This window comes from Paenibacillus sp. FSL R7-0297 (assembly GCF_038009025.1).
In the GTDB taxonomy this organism is placed as follows: domain Bacteria; phylum Bacillota; class Bacilli; order Paenibacillales; family Paenibacillaceae; genus Paenibacillus_AQ.
The window spans coordinates 5,019,864-5,035,950 of record NZ_JBBPAQ010000001.1; the positions used below are offsets into that span (position 1 = coordinate 5,019,864).

Annotated in this window: 12 protein-coding genes; 4 read left to right on the forward strand and 8 right to left on the reverse strand. The window is 52.0% G+C overall.

The features are described 5' to 3' along the window. Window positions 1-153 precede the first annotated feature (153 nt). Window positions 154-987 (forward strand): helix-turn-helix domain-containing protein, encoded by an 834-nt coding sequence (locus MKZ24_RS21905; RefSeq protein ID WP_331281919.1) that lies wholly within the window; start codon window positions 154-156, stop codon window positions 985-987. A 502-nt stretch (window positions 988-1,489) separates the two neighbouring features. Here MKZ24_RS21905 and uxaC read toward each other — a convergent pair. Next, window positions 1,490-2,899, reverse strand: coding sequence for a glucuronate isomerase (gene uxaC, locus MKZ24_RS21910; RefSeq protein ID WP_042236270.1), 1,410 nt, complete (start codon window positions 2,897-2,899; stop codon window positions 1,490-1,492). Between the two features lie 210 nt (window positions 2,900-3,109). Between uxaC and MKZ24_RS21915 the strand changes: the two genes are divergently transcribed. Together MKZ24_RS21915 and MKZ24_RS21920 are read left to right on the forward strand one after the other, a co-directional pair. Then, window positions 3,110-3,787, forward strand: coding sequence for a GntR family transcriptional regulator (locus MKZ24_RS21915; protein ID WP_340786415.1), 678 nt, complete (start codon window positions 3,110-3,112; stop codon window positions 3,785-3,787). Window positions 3,788-3,924: 137 nt separating this feature from the next. Further along, window positions 3,925-4,779: an SDR family oxidoreductase gene (locus MKZ24_RS21920; protein WP_042236268.1), complete on the forward strand. Its 855-nt coding sequence runs from the start codon at window positions 3,925-3,927 to the stop codon at window positions 4,777-4,779. 28 nt (window positions 4,780-4,807) lie between these two features. On the opposite strand, the gene MKZ24_RS21925 is transcribed toward MKZ24_RS21920, so the two are convergent. Continuing rightward, a complete protein-coding gene (locus MKZ24_RS21925; protein WP_042236266.1) occupies window positions 4,808-5,899 on the reverse strand; it encodes a YeiH family protein in 1,092 nt (363 codons plus the stop codon). Between the two features lie 198 nt (window positions 5,900-6,097). Here MKZ24_RS21925 and MKZ24_RS21930 point away from each other — a divergent pair, with 198 nt between their 5' ends. After that, window positions 6,098-6,973 carry a LysR family transcriptional regulator gene (locus MKZ24_RS21930; protein ID WP_340786421.1) on the forward strand — a complete coding sequence of 292 codons (876 nt, stop codon included), beginning with the start codon at window positions 6,098-6,100 and terminating at the stop codon, window positions 6,971-6,973. A gap of 79 nt (window positions 6,974-7,052) precedes the next feature. On the opposite strand, the gene MKZ24_RS21935 is transcribed toward MKZ24_RS21930, so the two are convergent. The 6 genes from MKZ24_RS21935 to MKZ24_RS21960 all read right to left on the reverse strand — a co-directional run bounded on the left by MKZ24_RS21935 (window position 7,053) and on the right by MKZ24_RS21960 (window position 15,960). Next, entirely contained in the window at window positions 7,053-8,843 is a 1,791-nt protein-coding gene (locus tag MKZ24_RS21935) for a glycoside hydrolase family 36 protein (protein WP_340786424.1), read from the reverse strand. Between the two features lie 42 nt (window positions 8,844-8,885). After that, on the reverse strand, window positions 8,886-10,604 hold the full coding sequence (locus tag MKZ24_RS21940; RefSeq protein ID WP_042236263.1) for a cache domain-containing sensor histidine kinase: 1,719 nt from the start codon (window positions 10,602-10,604) through the stop codon (window positions 8,886-8,888). Between the two features lies 1 nt (window position 10,605). Next, window positions 10,606-12,171: a response regulator gene (locus MKZ24_RS21945; RefSeq protein WP_042236262.1), complete on the reverse strand. Its 1,566-nt coding sequence runs from the start codon at window positions 12,169-12,171 to the stop codon at window positions 10,606-10,608. Between the two features lie 137 nt (window positions 12,172-12,308). Continuing rightward, entirely contained in the window at window positions 12,309-13,949 is a 1,641-nt protein-coding gene (locus MKZ24_RS21950) for an extracellular solute-binding protein (protein WP_042236260.1), read from the reverse strand. Window positions 13,950-14,021: 72 nt separating this feature from the next. Beyond that, on the reverse strand, window positions 14,022-14,921 hold the full coding sequence (locus MKZ24_RS21955) for a carbohydrate ABC transporter permease (protein ID WP_042137056.1): 900 nt from the start codon (window positions 14,919-14,921) through the stop codon (window positions 14,022-14,024). Window positions 14,922-14,997: 76 nt separating this feature from the next. Continuing rightward, complete coding sequence (locus MKZ24_RS21960; RefSeq protein ID WP_340786438.1) at window positions 14,998-15,960, reverse strand: ABC transporter permease; 963 nt, start codon at window positions 15,958-15,960, stop codon at window positions 14,998-15,000. Window positions 15,961-16,087: the final 127 nt, after the last annotated feature.

Sequence of the window (16,087 nt, forward strand, 5' to 3'; positions counted from 1 at the left end):
ATCACTTCCTATTACAGTTTATGATATGAGGATAACCTTAATCGCCCCCGCTGAACATGACTGTAATTAAGGTGTTTTTGTATAATAATAAGATGTATTAGATAAATGAAAGCGGTATAATGAATGTATGAGCGTTGTAAAGGAGCTAAACCTATGAATATGAATGCCAACGGAAACCTGACCGGACGCCTGCTGCAGAATCTGACCGTTACCGTTACGCATGCCCAGTTAACCAGCAGATACCCCGGATGGAATAGGACAAACGAGACCCCTTCCTTCAACCGGCTGTACTATATTGATTCCGGCGAAGGCAAAGTGATCATCAACGGCGTGGCGTATTATCCCAAGCCCGGACAATTAATGATCATGCCGGCCGGCTCTACCCAGACCACGGACACCTCGCCGAATGATCCTTATACGCGCTACTATTGCCATTTCGATGCGCAGATCGGGGAATGGCCGCTGTTTCATTCTGCGAATAAGCTCTACATCAGCGATGTGCCGGATCCGGATGCGGTAAGGGCGATTTTCACGGAAATGATTGATTTGTTTCAGGATACCGGTTTTCTGGCGACTCTGCGGACTCAGGCTTCGCTGCTCACGCTATTGGCGCTGTGTCTGGAATCGGGAGGCTACAGCAATTTCCTGGATGACCTGACACATACCAGCGATCAGGGGAAGCTGGCGAATGTGCTGACTTACATTGACCAGCGCCTGATGCGTCCGCTTGATGTGGAAGAGCTGGCGGAGCTCGTTCATCTGCATCCGAACTATTTCATTCCCTATTTCAAGAAATTCATCGGCGTTCCCCCGATGCAGTACGTTCAGCTGAAACGGATGGAGCTCGCTAAAAGACAGCTCTCCTACACCGATTTCAGCATCTCCAATATCGCTGAGCAGGTCGGCATGGAGCTTGCCCATTTCTCCAAGGTATTCAAGAAGACTACTGGCGTTTCTCCTTCTGCTTACCGGAGCAGTACGAAGTAGGGGGGCTTGGGGTACGATAATCATATGCGCCTTGGGTGAATGCTCTGCTCCATTCCAGCTAAGACTGCGATAGCTGATATAAGATCCAGCAGTTCAGAACGTGCGGCGTTACTTCGCTGGACCCGACTTTTAGGCAAAAAACCGCTTCCGAGGAATGCTAGTTGGATTTTCGGCACTTAATTATCCCGTTTCCCCATTCAAAGGCGAGTAAGTGGATTTTCAGCATTTAATTCTGCGAATATTCTAACTTTTCCTATTTTCAGTAGAAGTAAGTGTTGTTTTTCCAACTAGATTAGCCGAATTAGTTATTCCTGCAGAATTAGATGTCATTTATCCAACTGCTTCCGGCAGAGTCTCTGAACACAACTTAATAGGCTACCTGGAGGGGTCCATATATAAGCACAAAAAACAGCAAGACTCCAAAGGTTATTCCAAATGAAAAAAAGGAACAATCCCAAGCCATATGATGGCTGATAGGACTGTTCCTTTTTGTAGCTACATACTATTTAATCCCGAAATATGCCTCGGCATTGTTGTAACAGATGTTCTCGATCGTCCGGCCCACAAAAGCATAATCACGCGGCAGATCGCCCTCTTCAATCCATGTGCCGAACAGGTTGCAGAGAATCCGGCGGAAATATTCATGTCGCGTGAAGGAGAGGAAGCTTCTGGAGTCGGTCAGCATGCCGACGAATGGACTGATCAGCCCGATGCTGGAGAGCGCCTTCAATTGCTGCAGCATGCCTTCCTTCTGATCATGGAACCACCAGCCTGAGCCCATCTGCACTTTGCCTTTGATCCCAGAGCCCTGGAAATTACCGATCGATGTGGCAATCATCTCGTATTGTGACGGATTCAGCGTATACACAATGGTCTTCGGAAGCTGTCCGCTGGCATCCAGATCATTCAGCAAGGCGTTCAAGCTGCGTGCCATATTGAAGTCCAGAATCGAATCGAAGCCGCTGTCCTTGCCAAGTGCATCGAACATCCGTGAGTTGTTATTGCGGAGCGCCCCGATATGCAGCTGCATGCTCCAGCCCCGCTCGTGGTAGAGCCGGCCTAATTTGAGCAGTGTGTAGCTCTGGAACTTCTGTTCCTCCTGGGCGCTGATCTCCTCGCCTTTGAAGGCACGGGCAAATATGTAAGCTGCTTCATGTTCGGTTGAATGGGCGTGCGGAAGCTCACCGAAGGCCTGATCCGACAGACGGCAGCCATGCTTGTGGAAATAATCGATCCGCGAAGTCACAGCCTTCATGAATTCGGAATAACAGTGAATTTCCAGTCCGCTGGCTTCACTTAACGTGGCAACATAGCCGGCAAACCCTTCATCGCGGATATTCAGCACCCGGTCCGGTCTGAAGGTTGGAGCAACCACGGTCTCCAGTGCACTGTCATTCTTAATAAGAATGTGATGCTCCAGTGAATCGGCCGGATCATCCGTTGTGCAGACGACGTCAACATTCTGCTTCTTAAGGATGCCCTGTGTAGTCATGCCGTCTCCTTGCAGCTGTTCATTACAGCGGTGCCAGACACTCTCCGCGTTATCGGCCGAGAGCAGCTCATCGATGCCGAAGTAGCGCTTCAGCTCCAGATGTGTCCAATGGTACAGCGGATTGCCCAGCATCTCGGGTACGGAACGTGCCCAGACCATAAATTTGTCTTTGTCCGGAGCGTTCCCAGTAATCAGCTGTTCATCAATACCGAGCCAGCGCAGCGCACGCCACTTGTAATGGTCCCCCGATAACGCCAAATCGGCAATATTGCGGAACTTGCGGTTGCTGCTGATCTCCTGAGGATTCAGATGACTGTGGAAATCGTAGATCGGCATTTTTTGGGCATAGTCATGGTACAGGGTTTGCGCACTTTTGTTGAGGAGCAGCCAATCTTCATGAATAAAAGGTGAGGTACTCAATGTGTTCTCCAGCCTTTCGTCATACCGTATTTTAGAAGATAAGAATGTATAAGCTACACGCAATATAACGTTCTTATCTTTCCCGCAGAAGAGGATTCCTGTCCTGGTGAGGACGGTATTAGCCGTTTCTGCCTGTTTGCACTACCATACTACCATACTTGTATGGTAGTATGGTAGTGCTTCTGAACAACTTAACAGGAGGGCTACGCGATGGAATACATTATCGGTACACAAGCGGTTTCCACACGGGACATCGTGTATCGTTCTTTGAAGAATCAGATTTTGCTGTTGGAGCTGCCTCCCGGCACCAGCATCTCGGAGAAAGAAATTTCACTTAAATTCAATGTTAGCCGCACTCCCGTCAGAGAGAGCTTCGTCCGGCTGGCCCAAGAGGGCCTGCTCGATGTCTATCCCCAGCGCGGAACGGTTGTCTCTCTTATTGATTCCGGACTCGTCGAAGAAGCCCGCTTCATGCGCGAGCATCTGGAGCGGGCGGTTATGCGCGAGGCCTGCAGCTCTTTTCAGGCCAAACATCTTATAGATATAAAGGCGAATCTGGATAAACAGAGACTCTGCATTGAAGATCAGGACTATAAAGAAATGTTCATGCTGGATGAAGAATTCCATCATCTGATCTTTACAGGCTGCAGCAAGAAGAACACCTGGGAAGTCGTCCAGCAGATCAAGGTCCATCTGAACCGCAGCCGGATGCTTAAGCTTACGGCAGATCATAATTGGGAGCATCTGTATCAGCAGCATTATTGCCTCTATGAAGCGATTCAGACACATGATGTTTCGCAGGGTGATCATATGATGCAGGAGCATATGGCCTTAACCATTGCCGATCAGGAGATGCTGATGGAGAAATACCCGCAGTACTACAAGTAGAAACGGCTCTGCCGTCCATTTAAAAAGGAATCCGAGGAACTGAATAGAAGCCCCGCCCGGCGGGTAATGATGCCCGATAGTAAACAGACTTCGTCCTATTTAGGATCATACTTACATTAGAGAAGGGTTGGATACCTATGTCTGAGTTGGCATTTCAGCCTCAACTGGCAGGCAAAATCACCGTGATTACCGGAGGAGCCGGCGCACTATGCAGCGTGATGGCCCTTGAATTAGCCCGTCAAGGCGCCAAGGTCGCCATTCTGAACCGCACTGCGGACAAAGGGGCGACTCTGGCCGCGCAGATAACTGCAGCCGGAGGCCAAGCACTTTCCCTGGCCTGTGATGTTATGGATTCCAGCAATGTGCAGCAGGCAGCCGATGAACTTCTGAAGCACTGGGGGCCTTGTGATTTATTAATTAACGGAGCCGGCGGTAATCAGCCTTCGGCAATTACGACCCATGAGACCTTCACAGACGGAGACCTGGAGAATCCGGATATCGTCTCCTTCTTCGATCTGTCTGTGAGCGGGTTCCGCAATGTCCTTGACTTAAATATGACCGGAACGTTAATTCCGACCCAGATCTTCGCCAAGCAGATGCTCGGGCGCACCGGAACATCCGTCATCAACATTTCCTCAATGAGTGCCGCTTCGCCGATGACCAAAGTTCCGGCATACAGTGCTGCCAAGGCGGGGATTAACAACTTCACGCAATGGCTGGCCGTCCATCTGGCAGAAGCGGGAATACGGGTTAACGCTATAGCCCCGGGCTTCTTCGTAACCGCTCAGAATGAACAGCTGCTTGTGGACACTAATGGAGAGCTGACAGAACGTTCCCGCAAAATCATCTCCCAAACCCCGATGCGCCGTTTCGGTACGCCCAAGGATCTGCTCGGCACCCTGCTCTGGCTGGCAGATGAGCAAATGTCGGGGTTCGTCACCGGAATCACCGTGCCTGTGGACGGCGGATTCATGGCTTACTCCGGGGTTTGAGCGTGATCTATACAGCGGTTCCATCGGATCAAGATAATCCCAACCCATGTACAAGTCCAAATCCAAGCAGCGACATGAATACCGAACCTATGAAGCCGGCGATCACCGGCTTACGCCCCATGCTGCTAAAGGTCTTGAGGTCTATGCCGAGTCCAAGTCCCGCCATCGCCATGGCCAGCAGCAGATAGGCAAGTGTGATCATGTCTGACGCAAGCTGCTGAGGGATGACTTCAAGTGTATTAATTCCGCTCATCATCAGGAAGCCTGCAATAAACCAGGGGACCGGGAGCTTCTTGCGCTCCCGGTTTCCTTCCGTTTCAGCGGTATACCCTTCTTCTGCTCCATTGGACAGTTTCATACGGCGGTCTAGTTTCCGCTCCCTGCGGCCTTCTATCAGGCCCAGAATCAGAGCGACCGGAACCAGCATCGCTACCCGCGTCAGCTTCACCAGTACTGCCAGATCGGAGCCTTGCTGCCCGGCAGGTACGGCTGCAGCGATGACATGTGCCACCTCATGCAGGGTTGCTCCTGCGAAGATTCCGTACCCCGAAGCACTTAAGCCCATATATGGATATAGAATCGTATATACTAGTGTAAAAACAGTTCCCAGAATCGCCACTGTTGCCGCTCCTACTGCCGTCTCGTTGTCGGTCGCTTTGATCTGCGGGGCAATGGCAGCTACTGCTGCTGCGCCGCAGATGGCTGTTCCGCACGCAGTCAGCAGCCCCAGTCTTCTGTCAATTTTCAGCCAACGCGCCAAACCATACACAGTGAACAGCGTGAACACCAGGTTAATAGCTGCAATCCCGGCCACCTTTGGACCCGCCTGTACGATATCCCCCAGATTTAATCTCATCCCCAGCAGAATGATTCCTGCTCTGAGCAGTCTTTTGCCCGAGAACCGTACGCCTGCCATAGCCTGCTCCGGAACACCGGCTACTGCTCTGAGGCCAATCCCCAGCAGAATGGCCAGCACCAGCTGGCCCATAATGCCAAGGACCGGCAGCAAGGCTAAATATTTCGCCGCAACCGCCAGTGTGAGTGTAACAACAATCCCGCCGGCAAAGTAGACATATTTGTGATTACTCCGCTGCAATCTGTAACTTCCGCTTCCATTCATCCGTACCCGCGCCCCATTCACTACTTCGTTATAACGCCGCTTTTATAGCTTTACTATATAAGCATGCTTACGGAATGTGAAATACAGGTTTGCTATTTCAATCATTACAAATACTTATGCTTAGGCGAATTCACTATGTTAAAATAGTAAAAAATCGCAATTACCGTTACATCCATCATCAATAAATGAGGGATTATTATGATTACTGATGCGCTCCGCGTTTTCGTTACCGTAGTAGAGCAGCAGCATTTCTCTAAGGCGGGTGAGCTGCTCAACCTCTCCCAGCCCGGAGTCAGCCTGCATATCCGCAATCTGGAGAACGAATTCGCAGTGAAGCTGCTGCACCGTTCCCCCAAGCAAGTACGTCTTACGGAAGCCGGAGCCATTCTCTATAAGCATGCGAAACAGATGCTCATGCATTATGAAGAGGCAGGCCGGGAGATCCGGCTGCTGCAGGACGAAGTGACCGGCACCTTGCAGATCGGAGCCAGCTTCACGATTGGAGAATATGTGCTCCCGGCCCGCCTGGCCGATTTCGCCCGGCAATACCCGCTCGTCATTCTCCAGGTCACTATAGGCAATACGGAAGAGATTATTGCGGCGGTCCGGTCTAACCGGCTGGATATCGGCTTCATCGAAGGTGAAACGTCGGGCTCCGATCTGATCATCATCCCGTATATGAAGGACGAGATGATTCTGGTTGCCCCTTCCGGTCATCCGCTGAGCGGAGAAATCGCTGTAGAAGACCAGATGCTGCATAATGAAGTCTGGGTGCTGCGGGAACCGGGTTCCGGTACCCGGGCCTTCAGCGACCGCTTCTTGCAGGAGTCTGGTATTCCGGTAAAACGCTCCTATGTATTCAACAGCAGCCAGGGTGTCAAGGAAGCCGTCAGTGCCGGACTTGGATTGTCCCTGCTGTCCAGATGGATAGTACGCAAAGAGCTGGCCAGCGGCGAATTAAGTGAACTAAGAATCAGGCATACACTGACTGAACGGGATTTCCGGATCATCCGGCAGAAGAATGCTCCAGATACACTGGCTATGCGGGTCTTTATCGGGAAGCTGCTGGATTGATATACTATGACTGCTTACAGACGGCCGGTCCTCCACTGGAATACATGTGGGGGACCGGCCGTATTGTAAGAACAATTATTCAGCTATTCGGGGCAGGCCGAATCATGATTATCCCTGCCGGCGGAACCTCCAGTGCATGCACACCTTTCTTCCACACCAGCCTGTGGTCCGCAATAACAGTTCCGCGGCAGTCGCGGATATTCACGAGCAGCAGACCCGGATCGCGGTCCAGCTCCAGTACCAGGCGCGGGTTCAGCGTCCCGTTGATTACCAGAACCAGCCCGGGCAAATCCCCTGCTAAAGGGATCACTGTATCATGATAAGCGGCAAACACCCACTTCTGCGCGGTGCGGGCGATGACAAGCGGATACAGCAGCTCGGGACTCACCGGCTCCAATCTGCCGTCCAGCAATACATCCCGGTGCTCGCGCCAGAAGCTTAGCCAGAAGCCCAGCATAGCCTTATGCGGCTCAGGCAGAGTATCCAGCCGTACAGATATCTGCGGCACAGCGAACAGAATGTTAATGAACTGCAATGCCGCTGCCTCGACCGGTTCCTCCGGATTCCACATCAGCATATCGGCATGTGCCGCGGTATCCCCGCAGATCAGCCGGATATCGATTGTATGCATCCGGTTCTGCAGGGCATCGTTCGGACAATCTGCTGCCCGGAACATATTGCCGTATTTGCGCATCAGCGGTCCGGTATAATTCTGGCGGAATTCGATCAGAATATCTGGCTTCAGCTGCCGCAAGCGGGAGAGGATTCCGCTTAACAACAGATCGACGCCTTCCGGAACCGAGCCTGTATCCCGGCTGCCCCCGTCGTCATCCTTCTGGTCCGCCGCCTCCCGGGCCGTGTAGAAGCTATCCACGAAGTCGAGCTTGAAGCCGTCCAGATCCCAATCCAGTAATGCCTGCTCATATAAGGAAATTATATATTCCCGGACTTCCGGATAACGGGGATCGGCCACGCCTGCTCCGAAGCTCTCACTATAGTATAGTAACTTATCCTTGAAGCGATGCCAGGCTTCACTATGCTTGCCGATGAACGGCACGGCATACCACAGCAGGTATTTCATGCCAAGGTCATGGACACGGGCTACATGAGCCTGCATATCCGCGATTTTGTCCGGGCTGGCCTTCCAGTCTCCGCAATACGCATACCCCCGGGCTTCATCTGACGTCTGCCAGCCGTCATCCACAATTACCGCGCCGCAGCCCAGTTCAGCTGCGAGTCTGCACTCCAGCTCTACGGTCTCCGGCTTCAGCTGCTGATGGAAGCTGTACCAGGTGGAATACACCGGCTCCCTTGCAGTATCAGGAACCGGGGACGGCTCAATCCCTTTCAAGCCTGCCCACCATTTCCCCGCTGCGCCCAGTGCTTCATAGTAAGGAACGCTGCGGGAATCCAGCCGCAGGATGAGCTCATAATGAGTTAAGGGAGAGACATCGCCTGCGAACAACGTTACAGCACATTGAAAGCTGGACGTTTCTTCATTCAGTCCCGCACGCAGCTCCAGCGGATTCAAGACATCGGAGCAGGCAAAGGTCAGAGCATTGTTCCCCCTGAGGCCATATAGGCTGACAACCGGTGCAGAGAAAGTGGATCTGGACAGGAATCCCTCCCGCCAATCGGGAACCAGTCCCCTGTTTCGTTCCGCTGCCGGATGCCACATTCCTTGAATATCAATGGCCTGGCAGCACCAGCGAAGGGTTAGCTTGGGGGGAGCTGCCGGAACAGGAGCACTGAGTGTCAGGACAGTATAGGTAACGCCATCTACTCCGTGCTCCACATGAAGCTGAGATTGAAAGTCCGGACTGCTTCCTTCAAGAAGAATCTCGTAATCTCCCGTGCGAATGGTCTTCATTACGGTCCAAGCTCCTTCATAGCCAATTATCCGCTTATACGGTTATAACCGGCAGGGAATCGAAATCTGCACACAGGTGCCAATTCCGGAACGGCTGGCGATTAGCACTCCGTATTCGCTGCCGCCATGCAGCTTAATCCGGGAATCTACATTACGGATGCCGTAGCCGATCCGGGTCCCCTCTGGGGCCAGAATCTGCCGGATGGTATCCGCATTCATGCCTACCCCATTGTCTATAATCTTGAAGATGATGCTGTCCTCCCTCTTCTCCGCTACCAGCCGGATTCCGATGGTGCTGCCGAACCAGGCATGCTCCAGCACATTCTCAATCATCGGCTGCAGAATCAGCTTCACCGTCGCATACTCCAGCACCCCGGGGTCAATATCGTAATATACCGACATCCGCTCCCCGTATTTGATGCCCTGAATGGCAATATAAGCCTTGGCATGCTCAATTTCATTGCCCACGGTTGTGATAATTCCGCCCCGGTTCAAAGACAGCCGGTAGAACTTGGCCAGCTCCTGAACGAGGGTGTGCAGCTTCTGAATATCTCCGAACTGGGCCAGACGATTGATCGAGGAGAGTGTATTGTAGAGGAAATGCGGATTGATCTGCGCCTGCAGTGATTCCAGCTCCGCTTCTTTTTTCTGAAGATTGGCAACATAATTCTTATGAATCAGCTCTTCGATATTGCTGCCCATCCGGTTGAAGGCTACCGCAATCTGTGCCAGTTCGTCATTGCCCTTATACTTAATTCTCTTGTGAAAGTCTCCATCGTGAAAAGCGTTCAGCGATCCGACGATCTTCTGAATCCGCCGGGTGAAATAGCTGGATACTCCGATGCCGAGACAGGCCAGGACCAGCGCGCTGGCCAGACAGACCAGCAGAGTCATTCTCCGCACTTCGTTTGCACTCTCATCGAACTGGCTGTTCGGAATATAGGCCTGCAGCACCCATCCCACACCGTTCAGCGGTTCACTCAGCTGTAGCCGGTTACCGCTGGAATATAAGGTGCCGGAATCAGCAGTCTCCGGCGAAGATTCCAGCACCATTCTGCCGCTGCGGTCGGTCACCACAAGAGTGGCATATTCGCCGATCTTGCGGTAATCCACCGAATCCAGCAGATCCTGCATCTGAACGGTCACCCGGATTAGACCCATGCTCCGCTGCTTCTGAATATCATCCAGCCGCTGGATCAGCGAGATATTGCCATTCGCCTCATCGCGCAGAACCTGCCGCCATTGTCCGGTACCGGCCTTAGCTTCCGGCATCACAAGAGCCTGGTACCATTTCTCTTTCCGTATTCTTTGTACATGAAAAATTTCGTAACGTTTGGTCGAAAGCAGCGGATTGGGTCCAATCTCGCTGTAGTATAGTTCAGGAATGGAGTCATTCTCCAGATATAGCGACAGTCCGACATTACCTGCCGTGTAATTGAGCAGATTCTCAAGCGTAGGCATCAGGGTCTTCGTCATGGTCTCATAGCTGTACCAGCCTTGATCATAGTGCCGCAGGGCACTTTGCAGATTGAAATTATAGTATAAAGTGCTGGATATACGTTCAATATTATCCGTACGGTAGGTGATGTTATCCCGCATTTGCTGCAGTGTGCCTTGTATGTTCTCCCTCGTCTTCTGTTTGAGCGAGTTCACGGAATGACTGTAGGCGAACATGCCTACCGTACCCACAGCTACCAGCAGGCAGAACACATAAGGCAGAATCAGCTTGTATCCGTAGGGCATGCTTAGCCTGCGCCACATCTTACAGATGTCTCCTGTAGTCGCCCGGGCTGACTCCGTAATAATCCTTGAATTGCTTGCTGAAATGGGACAGATTCTTATAGCCGACCCGCTGGGCAGCTTCATAAACCTTAAGCTTCGGGTCACCAAGCAGCAGCTTCACCCGTTCCAGCCGTCTTAAGGAGACATAGTCGGAGAAATAGACTCCCTTCTCTTCAAAGAAAATCTGTCCCAGATGATTGGGCGAGAAGGAGAAATGATTGGCAGCATCCCGCAGCATCACGTTGTGCTCCAGACGTTCCTCTATATAAGCTTCAATCTCCTGTACGAGCTTGCGTTTCTTGCCCTGCCGTTTACGCTGCAAATGCTCCGACAGCTCGAACATACGGCGGCGCAGCCAGGATTTCATATCCTGGGTAGTCTCGAAATGGTAGAGAATGCTCAGATGCTTCCGGTCCAGTCCGAGCACCCCGTAGAAGTCCTCATTAATCGTATGCAAATAAGCATCGAGCTTCGACACCACATGCAGAAACAGCTGATAGATCTCCAGCTTGGTCTCCATATGCCCTACCCACACGAACAGCTCCTCATTACAATCGTCGATGGCAACCAGCCGGTAAGAGGACATGGCCTGAAACAAGGCCTGGAGAATATCATCAAGATCCTTAGCTTCAGCCGTAACCGGCCCTCTGGCATCCGTGTGCAGTATCAGCTTGCCTTTGCCCATGAACAGCTTCAATCCTAGGGCTTCCTTGGCCCGCTGGAAGGAGAAATGCAGCTCCTTCAGACTGTTCACCAGCGGTCCGGCTCCTATGGTCACTGTCAGCGGAGTTCCGCTGACCGCATGATGAATGAATTCCCTTAGCCGTCCATGCTCTACACGTTCTTCAAGGATTAGAGCAAAATGGAACTGATCCAGTCTGCAGACCTGAATCCGTTCCATCGCACAGAACTGTTCAACCGACAGGCTCAGCTGCTGCTCTATTGCCGCTTGGGCCTCCTCACTATATCCGTTCAGCTTCCAGGCCAGGTCATCTGGTTCCAGCAGAGCGGTGTACAGGCGGGATCTTTGCCATGCAATCCCCATGCGTTGAAGCAGCGGCAATACCCGGTCCTCATCCGGTGTTCCATCGAGAAGCTGCATGAACAGCTCACGCTTCAGCAGTGGTTCCGACTCCGAGAAATAATGCTCCAGATGGCTATGCGCCCGTTCCTTGTTCAGGGCCTCCTTCACATCAATCAACGTCCGCCGCATATCCTCATCGTCCACAGGCTTCAGAATATAACCGCAGGCACTCATGGAAATGGCCTGCTTGGCATACTGGAAATCCTCATAACCGCTGACAAAAACAATCTTCAGCATCGGATTCAGCTCAAGTGCTCTGCGGGCAAGCTCCATCCCGGTCATAATCGGCATCTTGATATCCGTAACGACAATATCCACCTGCTGCGCTTCCAGCACTTCAAGCGCCTCGAAGCCGCTGCTTGCGGCTGCACACACTTCCATGTCCATATCTTCCCAGTTCATGAAGTATTGCAGACCCTTCAGATCCAGCAGCTCATCGTCAACCAGCAGCACCTTATACATTCCATCCCCTCCTTCAGACCGCTTGCTGCCAAGGCGCAAGAGCGGAGGTTATCCCCTTAAGGCGGAAGGCAGCCCCTTCCCAAATAATGGGGTATACTTGGCTTCAGTATACCCCACGCCCCAGGCAGACTCTATTGTTATTTCATCCTGCTGAGGTTGTTCTGCCATCTTTCCGTCTGGTACGCCAGCAGCTTACCGTAACCCGCTTTTGAGGCGTCTTCATTCGCTTGGTTAATCAGGTTCAGCACCTCTTCATCACTCTTGGCATACAGCGTCTTGGCAAAAGCCTCCTGATAGATATCGTTAACGGCAGTGGCAATGGTTCCTTCTTCCGAATCCGGAAGCGGATCAAGGTTCACGAATTCCGTAAAGTTTCGGGAAGTCTTCCAGGTCACTTTCTGCTGGGCCAGCGTCGTCCAATTCTGCTTGTCAGCCGGCAGCTGCGCATCCATCTTGGCTTTGGTCTGATCGATGAATGTCGTATTGCCTACCCAGTTGAAGCGGCCGATTCTTTCCTTGTCTTTTCCTGCCTGCTCTGTGCTAAGACCCCCGGCATTCAGAATCGGTACTCCATCTGCGTCAGTCTCATCCCAGTAGAGCCCCTTACGTCCGAAGTTGATAATACGCTGGCCCTCCTCTCCGGTTAACCAGTCCAGATAGGAGAAGATCGCTTCAGGGTCCTTGGCATTCTTCGTAATAACAAGCACATTCCAGCCGAGGGAATTGTAATTATTCGGAGTGATTTTGGTGGCATCCAGGCCAGCTTTATGGATCGGCCAGATGATCTCATAGCCCGCTTCCGGATCGGTAGCCTTCAGGGCACCGTCCGCTCCCCGGCCCGGATTGACCACATCGCCATCCACGTATACTGCGACGCGGCCTGTTTTCAGCTTTTCGTTAATCTGGTCGCCGGTCTGCGTGAATACATCCTGTGAAATCAGCTTGTCGCGGAACAGCTTGCTGGCATACTGCATGTTCTCAATGAAAATCGGGTCTTCAAAGATCGACTTCAGTTCATTGCCCACAGGATTAGCTCTCGTCAGATAAGGTTTGTTCTCCGCCCATCCGCCATACATGGTATCAATGCCCCGGCCTTTGGCTCCAACCTCCAGCGGAACAACATCACTGTATTTCTCCTTCACCAGCTTCAGATAGGCATACAGATCATCGAAGGTTTCCAGCTTCGGCGAGCCCAGCTCTTTATAAATTTTCTTGTTGATGATCCAACCGCCGTTGCCGTTGGGGCTTGAGGTATACCAGTTCGGGAACTGGTACAGCTTGCCGTCGTCTGAGCGGAGCATACCGAGTGTGGCTTCCCCGGCGTTATTCTTAAGATTCGGATATTTGTCGAGATAATCATCCAGTGCCACCAGCATTCCGCCTTGCCGCAGACGCTCGACACTCGCACCGCGGTCCGTCATAATGACATCCGGCAGACTGCCTGAAGCAATCATGGTGCTGAACTTCGTCTCGGCAGCGCCGCTTGACTGAACGGGAGTCATATTGACCTTAAGGGTATCGGCAATCCAGCGCGTGGTTGAGTCGGCGCCCCACTGCTCCGTAGTATCCCAGTCATAATTGCTGTAATAGCTGAAGGTTACCGGCTTCACTGTGCTTACTGCGTCTGTGGAAGGCTCCGTAGTTGCGGGTACCGCCGTTTCCGCTGCAGCAGTGGCTGCCGCCGGTTCTTTAACGGGTTCTGCCGTACCCTGAACTGCCGCGTTATTCCCTCCGCCACACCCGGCCATCAGCAGCACCGTGCATAATGCAACCGTCATTTGTGTCCATCGTTTGGTCGTCCGTTTCAAATTAAGTAACCCCTCTCTACATGTGAGTTCAAGAAATCTGCGCTACTCTTTCAAGGAACCGATGAGTACCCCTTTGACAAAATATTTTTGCAGAAACGGATACACCATAATGATCGGCAGCGTTGCCACCATAGTGGTAGCCATAATCAGCGACTTGGTGGTGACAGACTGCACCAGAGCCAGACGGTCCTGGGCTGCCGCATTGCCGACGGACTGAAGCTGATCGGTCACAATATTGGAGCTCAGGATCTGCTTCAGCAGCGTCTGGATCGGAATCAGGCTGGGATCGTTAATATAAATGCTGGCTGAGAACCAGTCATTCCAGTGATAGACGGCGGTAAAAAGGGACAGGGTTGCCACGACGGGACCCGATATGGGAAGGACGATGCGGATCAGCACACCGATATGGTTGCAGCCGTCAATCCGTGCCGATTCCGCCAGTCCCGCCGGCAGGCCAAGAAAGAAGGTCCGGAAAATAATCATATTATATACACTGATTAAGCCGGGAATAACGAGAACCCAAAAGGTGTCCATCATGCCAAACTCCCGCAGCAGCAGAAAGGTAGGAATTAAGCCGCCGCTGAAATACATTGTAATGATGCAGAAGACCATATAGAACCTGCGCCCGATCAGCTCATGACGTGATAGCCCGTAAGCCAGGATAGCCGTGAACAGCACGGACAGGATCGTTCCGGTTAGCGTTCTCAGAATGGATATCATGAACGCCTGCCCGATCCGGCTGTCCTGGAAGACGACCTCATAGTTATCAAACGTTGGGACCCGGGGCCAGAACGTGATGCCGCCCAGCGATGTATCCGAGCCCATATTGAAAGAGATAACCAGGGAATTCCAGAAGGGATACAGGGTGACGAAGCCCAGCAGGATCAGAATGATATAAATGAACAGCTGCAGCACTTTATCCCCCGTTGACAGCTTCATCATAACCTGTAACCCCTTTCCCCGCAGCGTCTGATTTCATGAACATTTCTGCATCTATACCGCTTTGATGCTGCTTCGCTCACCATAGGCTGGAGCCCATTTTTCTGGCTGCCTTATTGGCCAGCGCCAGCAGTGTTACACTGACAACTGCCTTGAACAACCCTGCTGCTGCCGCGTATGAGAAGCGGTTATTCAGAATCCCCATCCGGTACACATAGGTATCGATTACATCCGACACATCACGGAGAATCGGATTCGTGGCCAGAATGAGAATATCTTCAAACCCGGCGTTAAGAATATTACCCACCGCCAGAATCATGAAGATGATAATGACGGGCCGGATACATGGCAGTGTGATCAGCTGGATCTGCTTGAATCTCCCTGCCCCGTCGATGGAAGCGGCTTCATACAGATGCGGATCAATTCCGGCAATGGCAGCCAGATAGACAATGGCGGCAAACCCCATCTCTTTCCACATCCCCGTCCCAACGAGAATACTCCAGAAATACTCCGGCACAGACAGAAAGCTGATCGGCTCAGAGGTTAGATTCAGGCTCATCAGCAGCATGTTAACGCTTCCATTATCAGTCGACAGCATCGAGCCTACGAAACCGCCGACGATCACCCACGAGAGAAAATGCGGCAGATAGCTTACGGTCTGCACGACCCGCTTGAACATCATACTCCGGACTTCATTCAGCATCAGCGCCAGCAGTATCGGTGCCGGGAAGCCGAAGCAGAGCTTCAGCAGACTGATCACCATCGTGTTGCGCATGACTCTCCAGAAGTCCGGGGAATTGAAGAAAGCCTCGAAATGCTTCAGTCCCACCCATGGGCTGTGTAAAAATCCGCCGAACAGCTGATAATCCTTGAAAGCCATTAGAACTCCGTACATAGGCAGGTAACTGAAAATAAAAATGAAGATCAAAGCAGGCACTACCATCAGCTGAAGATCCCATTGTCTGATCCAGTTATTGCACCAATATACTGATTTTCCTTTCTTCCGGACAGGCAATCTCCGCTCGATTTCCACATTGGTCATCCTTCCTGTTTCTTTGCTTTACACCTTCATTCTATGATCTCCAGGAAGGAGCTACCAGTAGCGCAGCCAACGAAAACTGTGGTCCAGCAACGGAGATTTTTTCCGGATCACTCCGGCTGGTTGAGTT